The organism is Arcobacter denitrificans (SeqCode) (assembly GCF_048571185.1).
GTDB classification, from domain to species: Bacteria; Campylobacterota; Campylobacteria; order Campylobacterales; family Arcobacteraceae; genus Arcobacter; species Arcobacter denitrificans.
Genome location: NZ_CP182350.1, coordinates 2,537,344 through 2,561,045, shown reverse-complemented (window position 1 = coordinate 2,561,045; position 23,702 = coordinate 2,537,344). Strand labels below are relative to the sequence as shown.

The following is a 23,702-nucleotide window of genomic DNA, read 5'->3' as shown; positions in this document are numbered from 1 at the left end:
TTTATCCTTTTAAAATATGTCCATAATTTTTCATAAAATATACAGTTGAGAAATCTTTAAAAAACTCACAAGCTTTTGATGAATCTATGATTTTATCAAGCCCACCTAAATAGACTTCAATTTTAGTGCCTCTATTTAAAAGTCTGTTTAACTTCTCTTTATCCCACTTATATGTAAGTAGAGCTTGTAGCTCTTCATAGCCTTCTTCTTTAAAGTACCTTGAAACATCAAAAGATGAGGGATAAGATATGTTTTTTAAAAAATTCTCACAATATGATTTTGAATCTTTTTTAAAAAACATCAATTGCATTCTTATAAACTTATCATTTTGTGCTTGAAAGAAAGCTGGTGAAAAAAGTTGAAGTAAATCAACTCTTTTTTGACTATTTAAAGCCTTTTCAAAAGCTTTTATAGCTCCATACGAAAAGCCTGAAATAGTAAAATCGTTTTCTAGTATGTATTCACTAAAAAGCTCTTCTTCATTTTCTAGTGAAAATCCTGAAAAATATCTAGAGTTCATTTTCTTCTATTACTTCTTTTTCTATCATGATTTTTGTTAATTTCTTTATTTCATCATAATTTTCATCAAGTTGAGTTTTTAATTCAACTTTTGTTTGCTCTATTAACTCTTTATAATCTTTAGCCATAGCATATTTTTCAACCATGTCTTTTGCTAAATCATCTGCTTTTTTTAAATCCTCTTCAAAAATAGCATACTGTTCATCTTTTAAAACTTCTATCCCAATAGAACCAGAAAGATATTTTTTAAGCTCTTTCTTTAGCTCACTTTTTGAAGGAAATAGAGTTTTTAGATTTGTACTATTTTCATCGAATAAAGAGACCTTTTCTTTTGTAATAAAAGCCTTTGAAGCTTGATAGATAGAGAGTATCTCTTTTTCATTATCGGATAAAACAAAGTTCTCTTTTTTACCAAATTCTAATTTATTTTTAGCAATATCTATATGCTTATCTTCTAATACATTATCATTTAACTTAATCATATAAAGCATAGCTTCATTTATAAGAGTTGATATAGAAGCAGATGAAAAGCCAGATAGATTTGTAGAGAGCTTTTTGATATCAAGCTTATGTTTGATTGATTTTAGATATAGCTCTAAAATCAATTCCCTATCACTTATATTAGGAAGTGTTAATTTTACTCTTCTATCAAATCTTCCAGCTCTTAAAAGCGCATCATCTAAAACTTCTATTTTATTTGTTGCTGCAATAACTATTACGCCATTTTCACCCTCAAATCCATCCATTTGTGTTAGAAGTTCATTGAGTGTTGATTCTCTTTCATCATTTGATTTTCCACTTCTTGTTTTTCCTATAGCATCGATTTCATCTATAAATATTATTGAAGGAGCATTTGCTTTAGCTTTTGCAAAAAGTTCACGAACTCTTTTTGCACCCATTCCCACATATATTTGAACAAAACTCGCACCACTTTGATAAAAAAATGGAACATTTGCTTCACCAGCAACAGCACGTGCTATCAATGTTTTACCCACACCAGGAGGTCCATAAAGTAAAACGCCTTTTGGTAGCTTTATTCCATATTTATGATATTTTTTGGGATTATCTAAAAACTCAACTATCTCTTCGAGTTCTTCTTTAACACCTGCAATCCCTGCAATATCTTTAAAAGTTGTGTTTGGTTTTATAACTTCTATGTGTGAGTTATCTTCTGTTTGAACTTCTTCATTACTTACTTTTGTTTTTTGAAGCTCTTGTTCAAATACAGAATCTTTGATTTTATTTTTATTGATAAATTCCTGAATTTTATCTTTTTTAAGTCTGGCAATAACAGCAAATACTAAAAGAAATACTATAAAAACTAATCCAAAACTATAAGTACTACTTTGAATATAAGAAGAGCTTTTATAAATAGTATAAAAGAAAAGCACAATAAGTGCAATTCCAGATAAAAGCATAAGCTTTAAGTTTTTATCTTTGTTTTTTTTATAATCATTAGAATTTTGCAACATTACCACTTTCCTTTGCTTCATAATTCTCTAAGAAAATCCAATCTCCAACCAAATCAGCACTACTTTGAATCTCTATTTGATTGAAGTGTTGGTCTAGTCCTATATATTTTCCATTTTTCTCTTGTTCAACTAGTACTTCTAAAGTCTTTTTGTTCTCTTTTCTAAAATTATAATTTTTTTCATCTATTATGGAAATAAGTTCATTATATCTTATTTTAGCAATGTCACCTTTTACTTGAGGTTTCATAGTAGCACTTGGCGTTCCATCTCTTTTTGAATAAGTAAAGGCATGTACATGAGTAAGGGGAAATCTATGTAAGTTTTCAATAGCCTCTTTCCATAACTCATCACTTTCACCAGGATGTCCTACAATAAAATCTGTTCCAAGGGCATAGCCATTATCTCTTAAAAACTCAAAAAGCTCTAAGTCTTTTAAAACCTTATTTCTTCTATTCATTATTTCAAGCATTTTTTTAGAAGTATGTTGAAGAGCTATATGAAGATGTTTTGCCATAAAAGGTTCATTGATAATCTCTCTAAATTCATCATCTATTTGTATGGGTTCTATACTTCCCATTCTTATTCTTCTAACACCTTTTATTAAAGACATTTTCTTTAGAAGTTTTGCTAAAGAGGTGTGTTGTTTTTTACCATAAGAGCCAACATTTGTTCCAGTTAAAATAAACTCACCAAAACCATTTGAGGCTAATGTTGATACTTGCTCTAATATTTTATCTTCGCTATAGCTTCTAGCATCACCTCTTACATAAGGAATGATACAGTACGAACATCTAAAGTCACAACCTTCTTGAACTTTTATAAAAGCTCTGCTCTTACCAACAAACTCTTCAACAATAGTTTCATCAATATGTTCCAAGTCACCAGCTGTGAAAAATCTCTCTTCATTTTTTAGAAGTTCGTTTATGTTTTCTTTTTCACTATGTCCAAATAAAGAATCTACTTTCTCTTCTTTAAATAGGTTTTCACCTTTTGTCCAAACTCCACAACCAGTAAAAATAACTCTTGGTTTTTTAGGAAGTTTATTTAAAGAGTTTATATACCCCCTTGCTGTACTATCTGCACTATTAGTAACTGTACAAGAGTTTATAACAACAACATTTGCATCTTTTTCATTTTGTGTAATTTCAAAGTCTTTTAGATTACTCATCATAACTTGGGTATCAAAAACATTTGTTCTACAACCAAAGGTTTTAAAATATACTTTTGGTTTTGTACTTGCAAAATTCATACTTTAAGGAACCTCAGGAAGATCAGCTGGTGGTACTCGCTCTGCTTGATTTGACGTAAAATTGATTTGTTGCGTAGGGTAAGCAATAGTAATATCATCTTCTGCCATAAATGCTTGTAATATCTCAGGAGACATAGTACTTCTTAGAACCAATGCCGCATAAGAATTCGTAAGATACCAAGAAGAGATAACAATACCATAAGGCTCTACAAAGGTATAAACTCTTGGTTCTACTCCTGTTGCTCTTAGGGCATATTTGTTTCTCATTTTAGATAACTGTTTTCTTGTAATATCTGTATACCCTTTTGAGTAGTGTTTTAATATCTCTTTAGCTATATGCTGTGCTTTTTTATAGTTTGAATCAAAAGTAATAGTAATATCAATCCCATCCCAAACTGTTCTTAGTCCTGAGTGAGTATAGTTTGCAATCATTTCAGAAAAGACATAGTTATTTGGTATGAAAAATATTCTTCCTGTTCTTCTATTTACTTTGTATGAAGTTAAAGTAATATCTTCTCTAATAGTTATTTTAAATAAAGAGATATCAAGAACATCACCAACTGCTTCAAGACCATCTCTTGTTACTTTTATCCTATCACCAACTTGGATAGAACCAGAGGTTACAATTACCATCCACCCAAAAATAGACATAAACCAATCTTTTAAAGCAATAGCAATACCAGCTGAAGCGAACCCTAAGATTGTAATAACATATGAAACATTATCAATATAGGAAAAAAGAACTATCATAACAATCAAAAACACTAAAACAAAATTGATAACTTTATTTGCCATATAAAAGTTTTCATTTTGAGAAAAATATTTTTTAAGGGTTAGTTTTACTAAAAATGAAAATATAAATACAACTGCAATAATTAAGAAAATAATTGAAGTTTTTGAAATCTGATCAGCTATTTGATTATCTGTTTCTAATATAACTTGCTCGATTTTTCTATTATAGACTTCACTTGTAGTTATTATAATTTCTAAGACCATATTAAAATCTTTTTTCTCACTATCTAAAAAGTTGATCTTTTTTTCATATTCATCTTTTGGGTCCAAATTATATAAATCTAAATATAGTAAGATTTTCTTATCTAATAGTTCAATTAGTCTTGTAACGTCTTTTATAATATTTGTAAACTCTTTTTTATGGTCTTTCATTTTCTTTTTATATGAAAGAGCATTTATAATACCAAAAGGGTTTGTTATTGTTTCATACTTTTCTATTTCAGGAGGATTTATTAGCTTTCCAATTGGTGAATCTTTATATTCAGAAATAAGTTCTAACTCATTGTTTTTAATTCTGATTTTATTTTCTACTTTGTAAAGTAAATCCCTATTTTTTTTATTTACATCTGATAATTGATTTTTTAATTCATGTAGTTCTTTAGAGATACTTCTATATGCAATATAATTTGAATATCTTTTTAATAATATATTATCTTCAAGTTCTTCATCAATATTATTTATCTCTGAGATATAATTATCAATTTTTGCTTTTATTTCAGGGGTAGGTTCTAAAAGAACAACTTTTGATTCTTCACTCACTTCTGTTTTTTCAACAAAAGTTTTTAAATCTTTAGAATTTTCTATTTGTGCAGCTGTTAAATTCAATGTTATTAAAACAGTAAAAACTAGAAAAAATATTTTTTTCAATTAAAATCCTTTTAAAATGTCAATAACATCAGCTTTAGAAACTTCATCAGTAATCTTACAATCACCAATACCAACAGGTAAGATAAATTTTATTTTATCATCAAGACTTTTCTTATCCAAAAAGAAGTGTTCATAAAAATCTTCCACATCAGATATTTTGTATGATGTTGGAATATTATATTTTTCTAAAACATTTTTTACTCTTAGGGCATCTTCTTGATTCATAAGTCCTATTTTTTTAGAAACTTCATTAGCCATAATCATACCAATACCTACAGCTTCACCATGAAGATACTTTGAATATTTTGTCTCATTTTCTACAACATGTCCAAAGGTATGTCCATAATTTAAAGCAGCTCTTATTCCATTTTCTTTTTCATCTTGAGATACAACCCAAGCTTTAGTTTCAACAGATTTTTTTATGGCAACTTTTATATTCTCTTCATCATGCAAATCATTACTCTCAATCCACTTAAAAAACTCTTTGTTAAATGTCACTGCCATTTTAACTATTTCAGCAATACCTGCAGCAAATTCTCTTTTAGGTAAAGTGCTTAAAAAGTATGGGTCAATATAGACAGCTCTTGGCTGATGAAAAGCTCCAATTAAGTTTTTACCAAACTTGTTATTTACACCAGTTTTTCCTCCAACACTTGCATCAACTTGAGATAATAGTGTTGTAGGGACTTGTATAAAATCAATACCTCTTTGGTAAATAGATGCACAAAATCCAGTCATATCACCAATTACACCCCCACCAAATGCAATTAGCAATGATTTACGATTTAGTCTATTTTCAAAACAATGTTCAAGAATCATATCAACAGTTTCCATGTTTTTATACTCTTCACCATCAGGTATGGTAACAATACTAAGGTTGTTTGATTTTATTTTATTTTTAAAATATTCTAAGTGAAATCCACTAACAGTTGGGTTTGTTACCACTACAACTTTTCTATCAAAAGTTAACTCTTTTAAGGTATCAATTGTTATGTCATATGAGATATTATTTGGCAGTTTTATATTTACAATCATTTATTAATTTCCAGCTCTATAAAGTATGTAGATTATATCTAAAATAATTTAAGAAAAGATAATAATTTATTATCTAAAACTCAAACAGCTCTTTTAATTTTTCATGATCTAATATTTTAATATACCCCTTATCATTTTCAATTATTTTTTCTTTTTTCAATATTGATATTTTTCTTGATAATGTTTCTGGTGTAATGTTTAAGATAGAAGCAATTTTTACTTGTTTTAAACTTGAAAGTATCTCTTCATTTTCATATAAAAATTGTGTTATCTTTATATTTGTGTCTGCTGTTATGTTGTAATTTATAAAATTTTCTAGTGCCTTTATCTTCTTTGTAAGTGATTTAATTAACATCATTGATATTTCTGGTTTAGATAAAAATCTTTTTTTAAATTCATTATATTCAATAACATATACTTCTGAATCTGTTTCAAAGGAACAATTTGCAGGAAAAGGAATCTCTTCATAATTTGCAATTTCAGCTATAAATGTTGGTGCCCTTAAGTTATGGATAATAATCTCATTATCTTTATAGTCATGTTTATAAACTTTTACTATACCACTTACCAAAAGATACAAATATTTTGCTTCTTCACCTTTATAAAAAAGTATTTCATCTTTTTTATAATGTTTCTTTCTACTTATTTTTTCTAACTCTTTTTTCTCTTTTTCATCTAAAGAATCAAAGAAATAAAACTCATGTATATTCATAATTTCACTTTGTATTGATTGTTATCAATTTAATTTATCTGATTTTATGCAAAAATTATAAAAATTAAAATAAAACGGGGTATAAAATGACTATTAAAGAATATATGTCAAACCATCATAAAGAGTGTGATGAACTATTAGCACTACTTGAAAGTGCGGTTGAAAAGGGAAATTGGGACAATGCAGTTGAACTGAATGAAAAGTTTAAAAATGAGACTTTAAAACACTTTGAAATAGAAGAGAACTATCTATTTCCGATGTTTGATGAAAAAGCTTCTACTGGTGGCTGTGGTCCAACACAAGTTATGAAAATGGAACATGAGCAAGCAAGAACTGTATTTCCTAAAATTGAAGAATCAATTAAAGAAAAAGATAGTGATAGATTTTTCGGATTAAGTGAGTCTTTAATGATACTAATTCAACAACATAATTCAAAAGAAGAACAAATGTTATATACAATGATTCAAAATCTATTAAATAATGAAAATGATACTATTATAGATGGATTAAAAAGCTATGAGCAAAAATAAAACTATTACATTGGATGTAAGTGAGCTTGAAGCTCCTTACCCTCTTATGCAAGGCTTAGAAGCAGTACATAATCTAAATGAAGATGAAATTCTTATTTTTAAACATAGAATGAGTCCTTGCAAGCTTTTTGAAGCAATTGAAAAAAATAGTTTAAAATATGAAATCATAAAAGATGAAGAGAATCATTTTGAAATGAAAATACACAAATAATAAAGGCTTAACAATATGCAAATGCAAGGTTTATCTTTAGATCAAGCACCACCTTATAAAATCCCTATGTTTTACTACATAATTGCCTCTATTTATTTAATTGTTTTCTCTACTTGTCTATTTGTATATGCAAATGGTATTGAAAGTAGATATTACTATGAAGCTATAGCTCTTACACATATTTTAACACTTGGTTTTTTTACTCATGTAATGCTTGGCTCGCTTTTTCAGATGATTCCTGTGATTATAGGAGTTGCATATAAAAAAGTAGATTTACAAGCAAAACTCATACTCTTTTTACTAAATATTGGGACAGTATGTTTTATAACAGGTTTTTTAATATCAAATAAAATCCTTATGCATATTGCCTCTTTGTGTCTACTTCTTGCTATTGTTTATTTTGTTATAATTACTTTTTTTACTATTTTAAAAACTGAAGACAAGAATCCTACTGTTAAGACATTTTTAACAGCCCTTGGTTTTTTGATTTTAGGTTTAGCCTTTGGAATAGTCGCTTTAATAAATCATAATAGTGGCTTTAGCTCAAGAAACTTCGCAGATGCTCATATTAGTTATATATTCTTTGGATGGTTAATCATGCTTATTTCTGGAGTTTCATACAAGGTTATTCCTATGTTTTATGTAACAAAAGAGTATCCACTATTTATAAAAAATCACTTTTATTGGATAGTAACATTAATTATACTTTTATTATCACTATTTATAATTACTGATTCATCTTTAATACCACTATTTAAAACCCTATTAGCTACATCATCACTTATATTTTCACTTACAACAATCTATTTGCTAAAAAATAGAAAAAGACCAAGACGAGATACCACAATAAATCTTTGGTACTTTGCAATGATAAACCTATCAATTGCTTCACTTATTTGGATTATATCAATTTGCTTTGATTTAAATATTGACTTTTCTCTTGCAGTTATTTTTGGTCTTGGTTTTGCATACTCTATAATAAATGGAATGTTATATAAAATAGTTCCATTTCTTACCTGGTTTCATCTTAGTTCAAAGATGATTTTTGATGCGGAGATGTCACAAGTAATAAAAAGCAAATATATGAAACTACAATACAATATTTATATTGTTTCTTACTTTGCTTTTATATTGGCTATATTCTTCAAACCTCTGATTTATCTAGCTAGCTTGTTGTTTTTTGTTTCATCTATAATATTATGTTATAACATCATAAACGCATATAAATACTACCAAAAGTTAAATAAAGTTATTTAGTATATATTTATTTTTACCACTTTGAAGACCACTGTTTTTGCTCTTCTTTTGTAAGGAATGTCCAGATTATGATTCTACTTACTTTTTGTCCATGTTGCATCTCTATGGTGTCATATTCTATAGGCTTTACATAATCTATCGTGTCATAAATAAATTGAAGATTATCCTTTTTTGATACTATTGTACTAAACCAAAAACAGTTTTTAGCATACTTTTTACTCTGTTTTATCATAGCTTTTACAAAAGCTACTTCTCCACCTTTGCACCAAAGCTCATTACTCTTGCCACCAAAATTTAAAGAGGCTTTTTCAACTACTTTTTTAGTAAGATTCTGTACCTTTCTTTTACTTCCAGCTTGAGATTGGGCTTGTGATTTATGAAAAGGAGGATTACATAAAGTAAAATCAAATCTATCATCTTCTTTTATAATACCTGTAAAAATACTATCAGGATTTAACTGCAATCTACACTCAATATTTCCTAATAAAGAGTCATTTTCTTTTATAATATTCTCTGAGGATTCTATAGACTCTTTTTCAATATCACTACCTACAAAAGACCAACCATAAACACTATTTCCAATTATTGGATAGATACAATTTGCACCAATACCAATATCAAGTCCTTTTATCTTCGCTCCAGTTGGAACTTTACCTCCATGAAATTCAGCTAATAAATCAGCAATATAGTGAAGATAATCAGCTCTGCCAGGAATAGGAGGACATAAATAATCTTCTGGAATATACCAGTTCTTTATGTTGTAAAAGTGTGCAAGAAGTGCTTTGTTTAAAGTTAAAACAGCCTTTGCATCTGCAAAGTCAATAGATAGTTCATCATACTTATTTTTAAAAACGAAATCTGCTAGTTTTGGTAAACTTTTTATAAGTTTTGGGAAATCATATCTTTTGTTGTGAGGATTTCTTGGGTGTAAACCTTTTTTGTGTTCTTTGTGTGCCATAATATTTATCTTAGTTTTTAAATTTTTAGTATTGTACTATAAGTTTATCTATATCTATCTTGTTAGAATATTTGTAAATCAAAAGTTTTTGACTAAATAATCTTTGCTCCTTTTATCATAAACTTATCTAATTTGTTTAAGAATTATTTTATTAGCTTTTGTTATAGTTAGTACAAAGAAGGAGGATTATTATGAAATACAAATCAATAAAACTACCTTTTACCTACGATACGTTTAAACCCATTGTATCTATAAATATATTTTATTCCAGAGAGTAATAAAAGTAAATAAATATCATAAGATATTTTATATAACACTAGAAAATTATTAGGAAATAAATAACTTTAAAGGAGTAAGTCATGGGAATGAAAAAAGAATATGAACAAAAATTACAAACACAATTAGATGAATGGAATGCAGAGATAGACAAACTTAAAGCAAGAGCTGAAGGTGAGAAAGCTGATACAAAACTTGCATACTATGAAGAAATAGATAAATTAAAAGCTATGCAAGCAAGTGCAAATAAAAAACTCTCTGAGCTTAAAAATTCAAGTGATGATGCATGGGAAGATTTAAAGGCAGGTATAGATAGTGCTTGGATTTCTTTTGGTGATGCATTGAAGTCAGCTGGTTCAAGATTTAAGTAAAGGTTAAACTTATTACAAAAATTATTAAGGAGCCTAAACATGAAAGGAAAAAGACCCAATAAGTTTCAACAAGCTTTTATTCTTCTTTTACTTTTTATAGTTCTAATGGGCTTCATTGGAATGATTAAAGAGTTTCTAATAGCTCTTATACTTGCTGCAATATTTGCAGGCTTATTATACCCTCTCTATAAAAGAATTCTTATATATCTAAAAAACAAATCTGTATTGGCAGCCTCTACTGTACTAATCATATCCATTTTAGCTGTAGGTTTTCCCTTGGCAACCCTTACAGGAATGGTAACAAACGAAGCAATACAATTTAGCGAAAAAACAAGTCCTATTGTAAAAGAGATTTTAGATGATGAGTTCTCATTGAGTGAGCAGCTACCTAGTTGGTTGCCACTACAAGATAAATTTGATTCTTTTAATGAGACACTTCTAAAAAAAGCTTCTGATGCAACTAGTGCAATAGGAAGTTGGTTAGTTTCAAGTTTATCTAGTGCAACAAAAGGTACTGCTGGATTTCTTATGAGTTTGTTTATTATGTTTTATGCTATGTTTTATTTTTTGGTAAATGGACAAAAATTGCTAGACTCTCTAGCTTCTTTACTTCCCCTTTCAAAAAAAGATTATGATGAACTTATGAATCGTGGTCTTATGGTAACTAAAGCATCACTTAAAGGTATAGTTATAATTGGATTTATTCAAGGTTTATTGCTTGCCTTAGGATTTTGGATTATAGGACTTAATGGACCAGTGTTTTGGGGAAGTGTAGTTTTTCTTCTTTCTGCTGTTCCAGGATTAGGAGCACCTATAGTTTGGGTACCAGCAGTAGTATATCTTATGCTTACAGGCAGTATTGGATGGGGAATTGCTCTTACTATATGGGGAATAATAGTCGTAGGTTTAGTAGATAATCTTCTACGACCATGGATTGTTGGGAATGACGCAAAATTACCCGATCTGGTTATTCTTATATCAATACTTGGAGGAATAATATCTTTTGGTCCTGTAGGTATTATTATAGGTCCAGTAATTGCAGCCCTTTTAGATACAGTTTTAAATATTTATAAAAAGAGTTTTAAATAAACTTTTAAAACTCTTTAGTAGAAGCTATCTTTTTACTTCAACTTTTGCCAATCTTTCATAATATCTAATTAAAGCACTATGGTCTAAGTGATCTTCACCTTGGGCTTTCATAGCTTGCATGATTTCCATGACAGCTGCTGTTAAATGAACAGGAGCTCCTATTTCATGAGCTGTATCTAGTGCATTTTGTAAGTCTTTTATGTGTAGATTGATTTTAAATCCTGGGTCAAATTTTCTATCCATAACAAGTGGTGCTTTAGCATCAAGAACAGTACTTCCAGCTAACCCTCCTCTTATTGCTTCATAAACCAACTCAGGCTCAACCCCTGCTTTTGTAGCTAAAACCAAAGATTCACACATAGCAGCAATATTAAGTGCAACAATAATTTGATTTGCTAGTTTTGTTGTATTTCCAGCTCCTACTTTTCCAGTATAAACAACTGAAGCTGCCATTGACATCATTAGCTCATAAAACTTATCAAATACCTCTTTTTTTCCACCAACCATGACAGATAGTGTTCCCTCTATTGCTTTTGGTTCTCCACCACTTACAGGAGCATCAAGTAATTCAACACCTTTTTTTGCAAGTTGAGCTGAAATCTCTTGTGAAGCCAATGGTGCTATTGAACTCATGTCTATAACTACACTACCCTCTTTTATTCCATCAATAACTCCATTTTCTCCAAGAATAACTTCTTTGACTTGAGGTGAATTTGGTAACATAGTAATAACAACATCAACTTGTTGTGCTACTTCTTTAGCACTTTGAGCACTTGAAGCCCCAAGTGCAACTAGTTCTTCAAGAGATGCCTTACTTCTATTTGTCACAACTAAATCAAATCCTGCTTTTAATATATTTTTTGCCATAGGTTTACCCATGATTCCAAGTCCTATAAATCCAACTTTCATTTTATCTCCTCTTATTCTTTTTATTAAAGTAATTCTTTATCACTAGAACTTTTTTCTTGTTTCTTTAATAATTCAATTATTTGCTCATTTTGTCTTCTTAGCTCTCTATTTTGAACTGATTTATCTGTAAAGTCTGTAAAAAATCCAGCAATAGTAGCACCAATAAACCCTGCTATTCCAACACCAACATAAAAGGAAACAGCCACAATTGCTCTTCCTATTTCAGTGGTAGGATAAACATCTCCAAAACCTATTGTACTAGCTGCCATTTGTAGTAACCAAAAAGCATCTCTATATGATGAGATATTTGCATTGATTGAATCTATTTCTGCATAATATAAAGGGATAGAAGCTATAGATATATAAGTATAGAGGATTATAAATCCTAATACTATTTTACTTATTGGGTGCCATTCTTTTATTCCATAATCATCGACTTTATAAAGAGTCATAAAATTCCTTTTTTGATTAGTGATTTATCATATGTTAATTATCCTAAGAAGTAATGTACTAGAATTAACATTAAATCCACAAGTCAATATCTGTATTAATATATCCGCAAGAAAAAAATAGTATTATAAAATAAACTAAAGGAGATCATATAGATGTCAGATACAATTGATTTTGGTATATATTACGGTTTAGAGTGGAATAAACTATCAACTGAATATCTTAATGGTCTTGCAGATATGGGAAATATACAAGCAAAAAAACAATTAGAAAAAACATATAACGCCCCAATAGAAACCCAAAAAATAGGTTTTGGAAAATTTTCTAATTATAAATGGGTCGATGTGGATAGTGATTACTTACTTTGGATTATTGAAAATGTGGATGTAAATAACATAAAATATACCCTTGCACTTAAAGCTTTAGAATATATTAAAAATAATACTCATGTAGAAGATTTGGATGTAATATATTTGGATTAAAAACGACTACTATGTCCTTTTATAAATTTAAAAGATATGAGAAATATTTTTTTAAACTAAATAGTTGTATTTATAGTATCTATAGATTGGCGACCCCATCAAGATTCGAACTTGAGTCTACAGGAGGAAATCCTGTCGTCCTTGGCCACTAGACGACGGGGTCGAAGAGTGAAATTATAGTTTAGCCTCTGTTTAATTATGCTTAAACTTTATTCATCTTTTAAAATTTTAGCTTTATATGTAATTATCTTTATTGATTTAAAACAAGAAAACTATTTTACGGGGATATATTAGAAGTATTTTATAGTATATAGAGATTAAGATATCTTATATAAAAGAGGAAAACCTCTTTTATATATCTGTAACAGTAATATCAGTATCAATGAAAACAGTTACGTTGTCATCTCTCCATACGTCAAATGTTTCACCATCATCAGTTGTAACACTTTCATCTGTTTTAACCCATGAGCTATCGTTATCTTCACTTGTTAATCCTATTTCATCACCACTGTCACCAATGATTTTTAAGATATTGTCATCGTCTGTCATATTTATAACATCTGAAGAATCTATTTCTAAACTATTAAGTTGATTATTCTCTAAATTTACTTCTTCAACATTTTTAGCAATCAAGGTATCAAAATCTAGAACTCCTGCATCTGCAATAGCTACAGTATCATAACCTTCTCCACCATCAATTGTAGTTTGTGTAACAGACAATGGATCTTCACCATCAATGCTTATGCTGAAGATATCATCAGCATCTGTACCTGTTGTAACTTCATTATTATTTGCATTAATTGTATTAGCATCTTCATTAGATTCAGTAGATGAATCAACTACAACACTATCAGTATCACTTTGAGCTATTTCTTCATCTGTACTAGTTTCAGTTGCTGTTGCTGTAACTCCTAAATCAAAGTTTTCCGTTCCTGCAGGTACACTTATAGTTAAATGTTCACCAATAGATGTAGCATCATCTTCAACATTTATACTCCATGTTCCATCACCGTTATCTGTTCCTTGGCTTAGTGTAGCACCTGTTGGAACTCCTGTAATTGTTACACTTAGAGCTTCACTTCCATCTACATCTGCCAATGCTGCAACTATATCTACAGGATAAATAGTAGCAATCACTTCTGATACTGTAGTCATTTTTGGGTCAACTTCAACTTCAACTTGATGTGACTGAACTAAAGTTTTCATAGGTACACCACCTGGAATATCTTCAGGTTGAACTTGCTCTGCAGGTGCATCAACTAACACACTTTCTGTGTATGTTTCTGTCTCAGTTACTTCTTTTACCCATCCAGTTTGACCTTCATATGCGACATCTATATTTTTCACATCAACAGTTTCATTATCTGCAGTTGAAGCTACCATAAAGTCTAACTGTGCTTGTCCATTTTCATCAAGATATACTTGATATTCATAAGTATAGTTTTCAAAATTATCCCAACCTAAATATGAAACTTCTTCAGACTCATGTCCATATGATCTATTAGAATAATAATTTACATCAAGTTCTTGTCCATTTGCACTAACTCTAAAATAGTCATTTGTACTAGAAGAGTTATTATCCCAAGAACCTTTTACATCCATGTTTACAGTAATTGTGACTTCTCTATATGCTAAGTCTGCTCCAAAATCAAATACTTGACTAGTTTCATGGTCTTCAGGGTTAAACCCTCTAACATTACTATCACCTATATTACCAATATTTGTAATATCTGCACTTTGAGTTATTGTTTCACTTTGTGTTTCTGTCCATGTAATACCTGCTGCTTCCATAGCTGCATAATCAGGAACTAACCCACCAGCTTCAACAGTAACTTCTCCTGGCTCTCCTCTATATGAAATAGTATCAATAGTAAAGTCACTACTACTATCCATATTAGAAACAGATACTCCAACAGCACCATCTGGTACTGTATAACCTCTAGAATCATTAACATGATACTGACTTATGTCATCTCCAACTTGATTTCCATTTGCATCATAAAAGCTTATTTTTGCCATTCCACTATCAAAGTTACTAAAGTCTAGCTCTATATTTGATGTTGGTTCTGCAAAATCAAAACTTACTGTATTGTATGCGTTTACAACAGCACCATTGTCTATATGAGCTTCACCAAGTGTTTCATAAGTTGTAGTCTCTGTTGCAGTTTTCATAATAGGTTCTGCATCAACAACTTTTGTAACTTCTCTTGTAAACTCTTGTTCAACTAATACTTTGGCACCATCAGAGTTTATTTTAAAATAGTCTCCATCGTTATTTATTGTGTAACCTTTTTCTTTTAAGGCAGCTATATCTAATACTTGTGTTTCTACATTTTGAGATTGCATTTGGTAGTAGTTACCATCTCTTTCATATATACCAGCAGCTTCATTTGCACTTTCACTTACAACTTCTGAAAGAGATACTGACTCAGTACCTTGTCCTACTTCAATAGATACATTTATAGGTGCATCAGCAACTGCATCAACAGTTATAGATGTAGTTGCAGTATCACTCCACGCTGTTCCATCACTAACTTTAAAATCAAAACTTACATCAGCATCACTATTAGTTTCTGGAGTAAATACTAAATTACCTGAGTTTATGTCACTTGCACTTATCTCATCACCAGCACTTACTTCTACACCATTTAGTGTGATAGCTCCTGCAATTGGTAAAGATACTATTTGAATAGCACTCATAGAATCTCCATCAGAATCGCTATATCCAAAATCATTGATAGATAAAGCTAGTGCAACATCTTCACTTGTTGAAACAGTATCATTAGTTGCCTCTGGTGCCGTATTATCAGGAGTAAAAGTACCATTTGCAACATCATATGAACCATCTGCAAACTCTACAGTTTCTACATTTCTAAGTTCTGTTACATCTCCTATACCATCTCCATCACTATCACTTGCAGCTGTTTCTGTTACTATTGTATTTCCATTTGCATCTGTGGTAATTGTGTATTCTGAAATATCTTTTCCAAATGTTACAGTATCATTTCCAGCTCCACCATCTATTACTACTTTGTCATTAGCATCATCATTATCACTTGTAACAGTGCCATTTTCATTTGTCCCTGATAGTGTTGCATCAGTATTGATTGTATCATCACCACTTCCTGCCATTACAAAATCATCACTTGATTCTGTATTAGCTGCAGACCAATCACCATGCCAGTATTGTGTAGAATCAGTTTGTCCTGTTTCATTTCCAGCTATATCTGTCTCTGTTACGCTGAAAAATTCATTGTCGTTTATACCAGTTGCACTAAGTTCTGATATATCCGCACTCCAAGTACCATTTTCATCAACTGTAGCTGTTGCTACTGCATTGCCAGCTTCATCAAAAATTGTAATAGCATTACCAGCTTCTGCACCTGTACCTTTCATAGTAACAGATGAATAATCACCAGTATTATCAACTATATCAGTGATTGCTAGATTAGCCATATCACTTGCTGTAGTATCTACTGTTATTGTTTGTGTCTCAACTCCCGTATTACCTTCACTATCTGTAGCTGTTATTGTAAGATTTTGTGTTCCATCTGGTAGTGCACTTGTAGTAATTGAATAATTACCATTTTCATCTGCAACTGTAGTTCCTACTTCATTGCCATTTGCATCTGTTATTACAACTGTTGCCCCATTTTCTGTGATTCCAGAAATTGTTGGTGTATTATCAGATGTTATATTATCTGTTGAAGATATTCCTGTATCACTTTCACTAGCAATATCAGCTGTTACAAAAGTACCTGCATCAATATCAAAAGTTGCACTTGTACTAGCAGTAGCATTATTTGATGATTCAGTTGAAGTTGCTGTTGCTGTAACAGTAAATTCTTGGCTTACAGTACTTGGAACGCTCATAGATATAGTTCCATCAAAGCTATTACCATTAACTTCAATTGTCCAAGTACCATCTCCATTATCTATACCTTCACTAAGCGAAACACCTTCTGGGATACCTGATACTGTCACAGTTAATACTTCACTTCCATCTGTATCTGCTAATGCTGCTGAAAGATTAATACTATATATCTCTCCAGAAATTTCTCCTGTATTTTCATCTATTGATACTGAATTAAAATTCATTTCATGTATTAAGAAATCATCTCCTGAACCTGCGGCAGAAAATACTATTGAATCAAACGTATCACTACCATTTGGGCTAAGAGTATAAATATCATCAACCCCATCAGAACCACCATGGATAGTTTGAGTATCAATAAGTACACCATCTTTATAAAATTCAACTTGTACTGTTTCATTGGAATTCTGCCATGCAAAAGAAACATTTGCATCAGATGCATCATTATCAAGATTAACTTGTATTTTTTCAGAAGCTCCTAATGCATCATTGTAACCTATCTCCGAATCAGCACCACTTGCATTTCCACTTACTCCAAAACCGTCATGATTAGTATTTGAAACAGTAGAGATTGTAGACTCTTCTCCATTTGCTCCAATAGCAATAACAGTATATCCTTTAGAAATATCAACAGCACTAGTATCATCAATTGTTGTAGCTTTTTCTATTTTCATATCAATAGTTGGAGCATCAGCTACGGCTTCAACAGTAATACTTGAAGTTTTTGTTACTGTTGCTCCATCATCATCTGTTGTAGTTACTGTAATTGAATCTGTTCCATTATAGTTTGCATCAGGAGTATATGTTATTGTTCCATCATTATTAACTGTTACTGTTCCATGTTCAGCTGTTGCATTTGTAGTTGTTGTTCCATCTATATCAGAAGCTGTGAATGTTATTGTTGTACTTCCATCTTCATCTACTGTTTTTGTATTTTCTACTGTTAGTGTTGGTGCATCATTTACATCATTTACTGTGATTGCAGATGTTTGTGTTACTGTTGCTCCATCATCATCTGTTGAAGTTACTGTTATTGTATCTGCACCATTATAGTTTGCATCTGGTGTATATGTGATTGTTCCATTTTCATTTACACTTACTGTTCCATGTTCTGCTGTTGCATTTGTAGTTGTTGTTCCATCTATATCAGAAGCTGTGAATGTTATTGTTGTACTTCCATCTTCATCTACTGTTTTTGTATTTTCTACTGTTAGTGTTGGTGCATCATTTACATCATTTACTGTGATTGCAGATGTTTGTGTTACTGTTGCTCCATCATCATCTGTTGAAGTTACTGTTATTGTATCTGCACCATTATAGTTTGCATCTGGTGTATATGTGATTGTTCCATTTTCATTTACACTTACTGTTCCATGTTCTGCTGTTGCATTTGTAGTTGTTGTTCCATCTATATCAGAAGCTGTGAATGTTATTGTTGTACTTCCATCTTCATCTACTGTTTTTGTATTTTCTACTGTTAGTGTTGGTGCATCATTTACATCATTTACTGTGATTGCAGATGTTTGTGTTACTGTTGCTCCATCATCATCTGTTGAAGTTACTGTTATTGTATCTGTTCCATTATAGTTTGCATCTGGTGTATATGTGATTGTTCCATTTTCATTTACACTTACTGTTCCATGTTCTGCTGTTGCATTTGTAGTTGTTGTTCCATCTATATCAGAAGCTGTGAATGTTATTGTTGTACTTCCATCTTCATCTACTGTTTTTGTATTTTCTACTGTTAGTGTTGGTGCATCATTTACATCATTTACTGTGATTGCAGATGTTTGTGTTACTGTTGCTCCATCATCATCTGTTGAAGTTACTGTTATTGAATCTGTTCCATTATAGTTTGCATCTGGTGTATATGTGATTGTTCCATTTTCATTTACACTTACTGTTCCATGTTCTGCTGTTGCATTTGTAGTTGTTGTTCCATCTATATCAGAAGCTGTGAATGTTATTGTTGTACTTCCATCTTCATCTACTGTTTTTGTATTTTCTACTGTTAGTGTTGGTGCATCATTTACATCATTTACTGTGATTGCAGATGTTTGTGTTACTGTTGCTCCATCATCATCTGTTGAAGTTACTGTTATTGTATCTGCACCATTATAGTTTGCATCTGGTGTATATGTGATTGTTCCATTTTCATTTACACTTACTGTTCCATGTTCTGCTGTTGCATTTGTAGTTGTTGTTCCATCTATATCAGAAGCTGTGAATGTTATTGTTGTACTTCCATCTTCATCTACTGTTTTTGTATTTTCTACTGTTAGTGTTGGTGCATCATTTACATCATTTACTGTGATTGCAGATGTTTGTGTTACTGTTGCTCCATCATCATCTGTTGAAGTTACTGTTATTGTATCTGCACCATTATAGTTTGCATCTGGTGTATATGTGATTGTTCCATTTTCATTTACACTTACTGTTCCATGTTCTGCTGTTGCATTTGTAGTTGTTGTTCCATCTATATCAGAAGCTGTGAATGTTATTGTTGTACTTCCATCTTCATCTACTGTTTTTGTATTTTCTACTGTTAGTGTTGGTGCATCATTTACATCATTTACTGTGATTGCAGATGTTTGTGTTACTGTTGCTCCATCATCATCTGTTGAAGTTACTGTTATTGTATCTGCACCATTATAGTTTGCATCTGGTGTATATGTGATTGTTCCATTTTCATTTACACTTACTGTTCCATGTTCTGCTGTTGCATTTGTAGTTGTTGTTCCATCTATATCAGAAGCTGTGAATGTTATTGTTGTACTTCCATCTTCATCTACTGTTTTTGTATTTTCTACTGTTAGTGTTGGTGCATCATTTACATCATTTACTGTGATTGCAGATGTTTGTGTTACTGTTGCTCCATCATCATCTGTTGAAGTTACTGTTATTGTATCTGCACCATTATAGTTTGCATCTGGTGTATATGTGATTGTTCCATTTTCATTTACACTTACTGTTCCATGTTCTGCTGTTGCATTTGTAGTTGTTGTTCCATCTATATCAGAAGCTGTGAATGTTATTGTTGTACTTCCATCTTCATCTACTGTTTTTGTATTTTCTACTGTTAGTGTTGGTGCATCATTTACATCATTTACTGTGATTGCAGATGTTTGTGTTACTGTTGCTCCATCATCATCTGTTGAAGTTACTGTTATTGTATCTGCACCATTATAGTTTGCATCTGGTGTATATGTGATTGTTCCATTTTCATTTACACTTACTGTTCCATGTTCTGCTGTTGCATTTGTAGTTGTTGTTCCATCTATATCAGAAGCTGTGAATGTTATTGTTGTACTTCCATCTTCATCTACTGTTTTTGTATTTTCTACTGTTAGTGTTGGTGCATCATTTACATCATTTACTGTGATTGCAGATGTTTGTGTTACTGTTGCTCCATCATCATCTGTTGAAGTTACTGTTATTGTATCTGCACCATTATAGTTTGCATCTGGTGTATATGTGATTGTTCCATTTTCATTTACACTTACTGTTCCATGTTCTGCTGTTGCATTTGTAGTTGTTGTTCCATCTATATCAGAAGCTGTGAATGTTATTGTTGTACTTCCATCTTCATCTACTGTTTTTGTATTTTCTACTGTTAGTGTTGGTGCATCATTTACATCATTTACTGTGATTGCAGATGTTTGTGTTACTGTTGCTCCATCATCATCTGTTGAAGTTACTGTTATTGTATCTGCACCATTATAGTTTGCATCTGGTGTATATGTGATTGTTCCATTTTCATTTACACTTACTGTTCCATGTTCTGCTGTTGCATTTGTAGTTGTTGTTCCATCTATATCAGAAGCTGTGAATGTTATTGTTGTACTTCCATCTTCATCTACTGTTTTTGTATTTTCTACTGTTAGTGTTGGTGCATCATTTACATCATTTACTGTGATTGCAGATGTTTGTGTTACTGTTGCTCCATCATCATCTGTTGAAGTTACTGTTATTGTATCTGCACCATTATAGTTTGCATCTGGTGTATATGTGATTGTTCCATTTTCATTTACACTTACTGTTCCATGTTCTGCTGTTGCATTTGTAGTTGTTGTTCCATCTATATCAGAAGCTGTGAATGTTATTGTTGTACTTCCATCTTCATCTACTGTTTTTGTATTTTCTACTGTTAGTGTTGGTGCATCATTTACATCATTTACTGTGATTGCAGATGTTTGTGTTACTGTTGCTCCATCATCATCTGTTGAAGTTACTGTTATTGTATCTGCACCATTATAGTTTGCATCTGGTGTATATGTGATTGTTCCATTTTCATTTACACTTACTGTTCCATGTTCTGCTGTTGCATTTGTAGTTGTTGTTCCATCTATATCAGAAGCTGTGAATGTTATTGTTGTACTTCCATCTTCATCTACTGTTTTTGTATTTTCTACTGTTAGTGTTGGTGCATCATTTGTCCCAGTAATTGAGACAGTCAATACTGTAGTTGTTGTTGCCCCTTCATTATCTGTTACAGTTAAAGGAATAGAAAAAGTTTCTTTTTCTCCTTCAGATAAATAATCATATGAATTAGCATCAAAAGTATAAGTACCATCAGGATTGATTGTAAATCCTTCTGGTGCCACCCTTCCAGCTGTTAGTCCAATTGTTGCTGTTCCATCTATATCTGAAAATGCCACTTTTCCATTAATAATTTCATCTTCTAAAACAGCATCACTTTTTGCTGTTGCTGTTGGTGCATTATTACTACTACTTGTACTTGAGAATGACAATTCATCTCTTGTTGATCTTTCTCTATCATCATTGTTTTCATTTTCATCATTAGGATTAAGAGGTTCATCAGATAAAGTTGTATCATTTCCAAGATTATTCAATGATTCTACTTTATTACCAGCAGCTGCTTCTTCAATTAAAGCTAAAAGTTGTTCAAAAAAACTTACTTCTTCATACTCACCATTTTCGTTCATAAAGGCAATAGCAGTTATGTCTAATTTATCCATTAGTCCATTGATTGATTCACCATTATTTTCACTTATAAAATCAACTATGTTTTGAACTACTACATTATGTCCATCAGGAAATGTAATTTTTAATGAACCATCAACTATTTCAAGACTTAGAGAAGTTGCCAATTCAGGTACAAATACATAATCACCTTTTTGGACATTAATTAAATCTGTTTCACTTATTTCGTATGATTTGTTTTCACCATTTGGACTTTTAATTGTAATTTGAGATGCCATAATCAATCCTTTAATTATCTTTATACATTAATTTTAATCTTTTTTGACAAGTATATTTCTTAAGTAAAACTTAAAAGTTTGATTTTATTAGCTAATTTTGAGTATAAATATGTTTTTAAACATATTTATAATTATTGTTTTGTAGGGGTAGTTTTTGAGAAAATAATATATTGTTTATTTAGTGTAGTTTTAAACTCAGAAGCTTTTTCCCTGAGTAAACTGTAGCTTTGCTCGAGCTTTTGAGAGTCTCTCCATTTTGTATCTATGAAAATAATATTTTTAGAATCATATGCGATAATATCGATTTGAGTATCTTTATTGTTCCACCAGCTTCCAATATTTGTTGGTGTAAATCCTAAAAATTTATATGGGTCTTTTTTTACTAAGTTTAATATATATGTTTTATATGCACTACGTTCTATAGTTCTAGTAAAGTCATTTCTTATATAGCTAATCACACTATATATATCATCTTTTTGTAAAGCAGAATAGTTTGGATATATATAACAAAACCAAAACTTTATAAAATTGTCCTCTATCTCATATCTTCCAAATTTACTTTTTTTGATATTTTCATTTAAAGGCACATGCTTTTTTATAATCATGATATCAATAAGTTTTTGTAAATATCTAGTTAGATATGTAGATTTTAGATTTAAAAAGTTTGCTATGTCACCTATCTTGTTATTGCCTAAAGCTATGGCATAAAGTATTGAAGAGTAAGTAGAGATTTCATTTAAATCTTTTTTCAAAAAATCAATACCTTCACTAAAAAAAAGTCCTTCATAACTTAAAAAATTCTCTTTTATATTTAATAGAAAATCTTTTTTGGGATTATATAGTTTTAAGTACTCTGGGTTTGTCCCCAAAGCACTAAATATATGAATTATATCTCCAGCTTCTATATCAGGAATAAACTCCTTGATACTTGAATATGGTAGATTGTTTAGTTTTATTATGTTTGAAGACTTTTTATAAATATATTCATCGTCTTTATTGCTTGAATATATTGAAGATAAAAAGATTATTTGTATATTTATACCAGATAGCTCTTTATTCCAAGTTTTATAAAAGGTACTTAAGGCAGCTTTTTCTACTTTTAATAGATTTTGAAAATCATCAAGAATCAATACTAACTTCTCTTCTATTTTCTGTTTTGTTAATATCTTTAGAAAAGATTCAAAGTTATCAAACTTTTCTATTTTTTTATCAAAAAAGACTTCTAGATTTTTATGTATGTTTTGAAAAGCTATAGAGTTAGTCATCTCTAAAAATGAAATATAAAAAGCTTTTTTACTATTTGTGTAGTTATTTATAAAGGTAGTTTTACCTATCTTTCTTCTTCCAAATACAAAATTAAATGAAGAGTTTGGTATAGAGAAATCATCTTCTAGTATTGCAAGCTCATTTTCCCTATATAAAAACAT

The 23,702-nt window shown here is 30.6% G+C and carries 17 protein-coding genes and 1 tRNA gene; 6 read left to right on the top strand and 12 right to left on the bottom strand.

Features of this window, described 5'->3' with window-relative positions; translation table 11 throughout:
- Position 1 precedes the first annotated feature (1 nt).
- From bioV to ACNI28_RS12845, 6 genes are all read right to left on the bottom strand, one after another.
- Positions 2-520: a pimelyl-ACP methyl ester esterase BioV gene (bioV, locus tag ACNI28_RS12870; RefSeq protein WP_419764668.1), complete on the bottom strand. Its 519-nt coding sequence runs from the start codon at positions 518-520 to the stop codon at positions 2-4.
- Entirely contained in the window at positions 510-1,991 is a 1,482-nt protein-coding gene (locus ACNI28_RS12865) for an AAA family ATPase (RefSeq protein WP_419764667.1), read from the bottom strand. The genes bioV and ACNI28_RS12865 overlap by 11 nt, the downstream gene beginning before the upstream one ends.
- A complete protein-coding gene (gene mtaB / locus ACNI28_RS12860) occupies positions 1,975-3,240 on the bottom strand; it encodes a tRNA (N(6)-L-threonylcarbamoyladenosine(37)-C(2))-methylthiotransferase MtaB (protein ID WP_419764666.1) in 1,266 nt (421 codons plus the stop codon). Before mtaB ends, ACNI28_RS12865 begins: the two co-directional genes overlap by 17 nt.
- Before the next feature lie 3 nt (positions 3,241-3,243).
- Positions 3,244-4,899, bottom strand: coding sequence for a mechanosensitive ion channel family protein (locus tag ACNI28_RS12855; RefSeq protein WP_419764665.1), 1,656 nt, complete (start codon positions 4,897-4,899; stop codon positions 3,244-3,246).
- Positions 4,900-5,934: a 3-dehydroquinate synthase gene (gene aroB / locus ACNI28_RS12850; RefSeq protein WP_419764664.1), complete on the bottom strand. Its 1,035-nt coding sequence runs from the start codon at positions 5,932-5,934 to the stop codon at positions 4,900-4,902.
- A 73-nt stretch (positions 5,935-6,007) separates the two neighbouring features.
- Complete coding sequence (locus tag ACNI28_RS12845) at positions 6,008-6,646, bottom strand: Crp/Fnr family transcriptional regulator (protein ID WP_419764663.1); 639 nt, start codon at positions 6,644-6,646, stop codon at positions 6,008-6,010.
- Between the two features lie 86 nt (positions 6,647-6,732).
- Between ACNI28_RS12845 and ACNI28_RS12840 the strand changes: the two genes are divergently transcribed.
- From ACNI28_RS12840 to ACNI28_RS12830, 3 genes are read left to right on the top strand one after another with little or no spacing between them, the layout of a single operon-like run.
- On the top strand, positions 6,733-7,176 hold the full coding sequence (locus ACNI28_RS12840; RefSeq protein WP_419764661.1) for a hemerythrin domain-containing protein: 444 nt from the start codon (positions 6,733-6,735) through the stop codon (positions 7,174-7,176).
- Positions 7,163-7,387 carry a hypothetical protein gene (locus ACNI28_RS12835; protein WP_419764660.1) on the top strand — a complete coding sequence of 75 codons (225 nt, stop codon included), beginning with the start codon at positions 7,163-7,165 and terminating at the stop codon, positions 7,385-7,387. The genes ACNI28_RS12840 and ACNI28_RS12835 overlap by 14 nt, the downstream gene beginning before the upstream one ends.
- A 15-nt stretch (positions 7,388-7,402) precedes the next feature.
- Positions 7,403-8,644: a hypothetical protein gene (locus ACNI28_RS12830; protein ID WP_419764659.1), complete on the top strand. Its 1,242-nt coding sequence runs from the start codon at positions 7,403-7,405 to the stop codon at positions 8,642-8,644.
- 13 nt (positions 8,645-8,657) lie between these two features.
- Here ACNI28_RS12830 and rlmF read toward each other — a convergent pair whose 3' ends face one another.
- Positions 8,658-9,602 (bottom strand): 23S rRNA (adenine(1618)-N(6))-methyltransferase RlmF, encoded by a 945-nt coding sequence (gene rlmF / locus ACNI28_RS12825; RefSeq protein ID WP_419764658.1) that lies wholly within the window; start codon positions 9,600-9,602, stop codon positions 8,658-8,660.
- Positions 9,603-9,961: 359 nt separating this feature from the next.
- Here rlmF and ACNI28_RS12820 point away from each other — a divergent pair, with 359 nt between their 5' ends.
- Positions 9,962-10,249 carry a sll1863 family stress response protein gene (locus ACNI28_RS12820; protein WP_419764657.1) on the top strand — a complete coding sequence of 96 codons (288 nt, stop codon included), beginning with the start codon at positions 9,962-9,964 and terminating at the stop codon, positions 10,247-10,249.
- 39 nt (positions 10,250-10,288) lie between these two features.
- Entirely contained in the window at positions 10,289-11,338 is a 1,050-nt protein-coding gene (locus ACNI28_RS12815) for an AI-2E family transporter (RefSeq protein WP_419764655.1), read from the top strand.
- Between the two features lie 24 nt (positions 11,339-11,362).
- On the opposite strand, the gene garR is transcribed toward ACNI28_RS12815, so the two are convergent.
- Positions 11,363-12,247, bottom strand: coding sequence for a 2-hydroxy-3-oxopropionate reductase (garR, locus tag ACNI28_RS12810; protein ID WP_419764654.1), 885 nt, complete (start codon positions 12,245-12,247; stop codon positions 11,363-11,365).
- Between the two features lie 23 nt (positions 12,248-12,270).
- Positions 12,271-12,699, bottom strand: coding sequence for an ion channel (locus tag ACNI28_RS12805; RefSeq protein ID WP_419764653.1), 429 nt, complete (start codon positions 12,697-12,699; stop codon positions 12,271-12,273).
- Positions 12,700-12,852: 153 nt separating this feature from the next.
- Between ACNI28_RS12805 and ACNI28_RS12800 the strand changes: the two genes are divergently transcribed.
- Positions 12,853-13,179: a hypothetical protein gene (locus tag ACNI28_RS12800; RefSeq protein ID WP_419764652.1), complete on the top strand. Its 327-nt coding sequence runs from the start codon at positions 12,853-12,855 to the stop codon at positions 13,177-13,179.
- 87 nt (positions 13,180-13,266) lie between these two features.
- On the opposite strand, the gene ACNI28_RS12795 is transcribed toward ACNI28_RS12800, so the two are convergent.
- The 3 genes from ACNI28_RS12795 to ACNI28_RS12785 form a co-directional block, all read right to left on the bottom strand.
- Positions 13,267-13,342, bottom strand: a tRNA-Glu gene (locus tag ACNI28_RS12795).
- Between the two features lie 188 nt (positions 13,343-13,530).
- Positions 13,531-22,275 carry a tandem-95 repeat protein gene (locus tag ACNI28_RS12790; protein ID WP_419764651.1) on the bottom strand — a complete coding sequence of 2,915 codons (8,745 nt, stop codon included), beginning with the start codon at positions 22,273-22,275 and terminating at the stop codon, positions 13,531-13,533.
- Between the two features lie 131 nt (positions 22,276-22,406).
- The gene (locus ACNI28_RS12785; RefSeq protein ID WP_419764650.1) at positions 22,407-23,702 is read right to left on the bottom strand and encodes an ATP-binding protein; all 1,296 of its coding nucleotides are present in this window, start codon (positions 23,700-23,702) and stop codon (positions 22,407-22,409) included.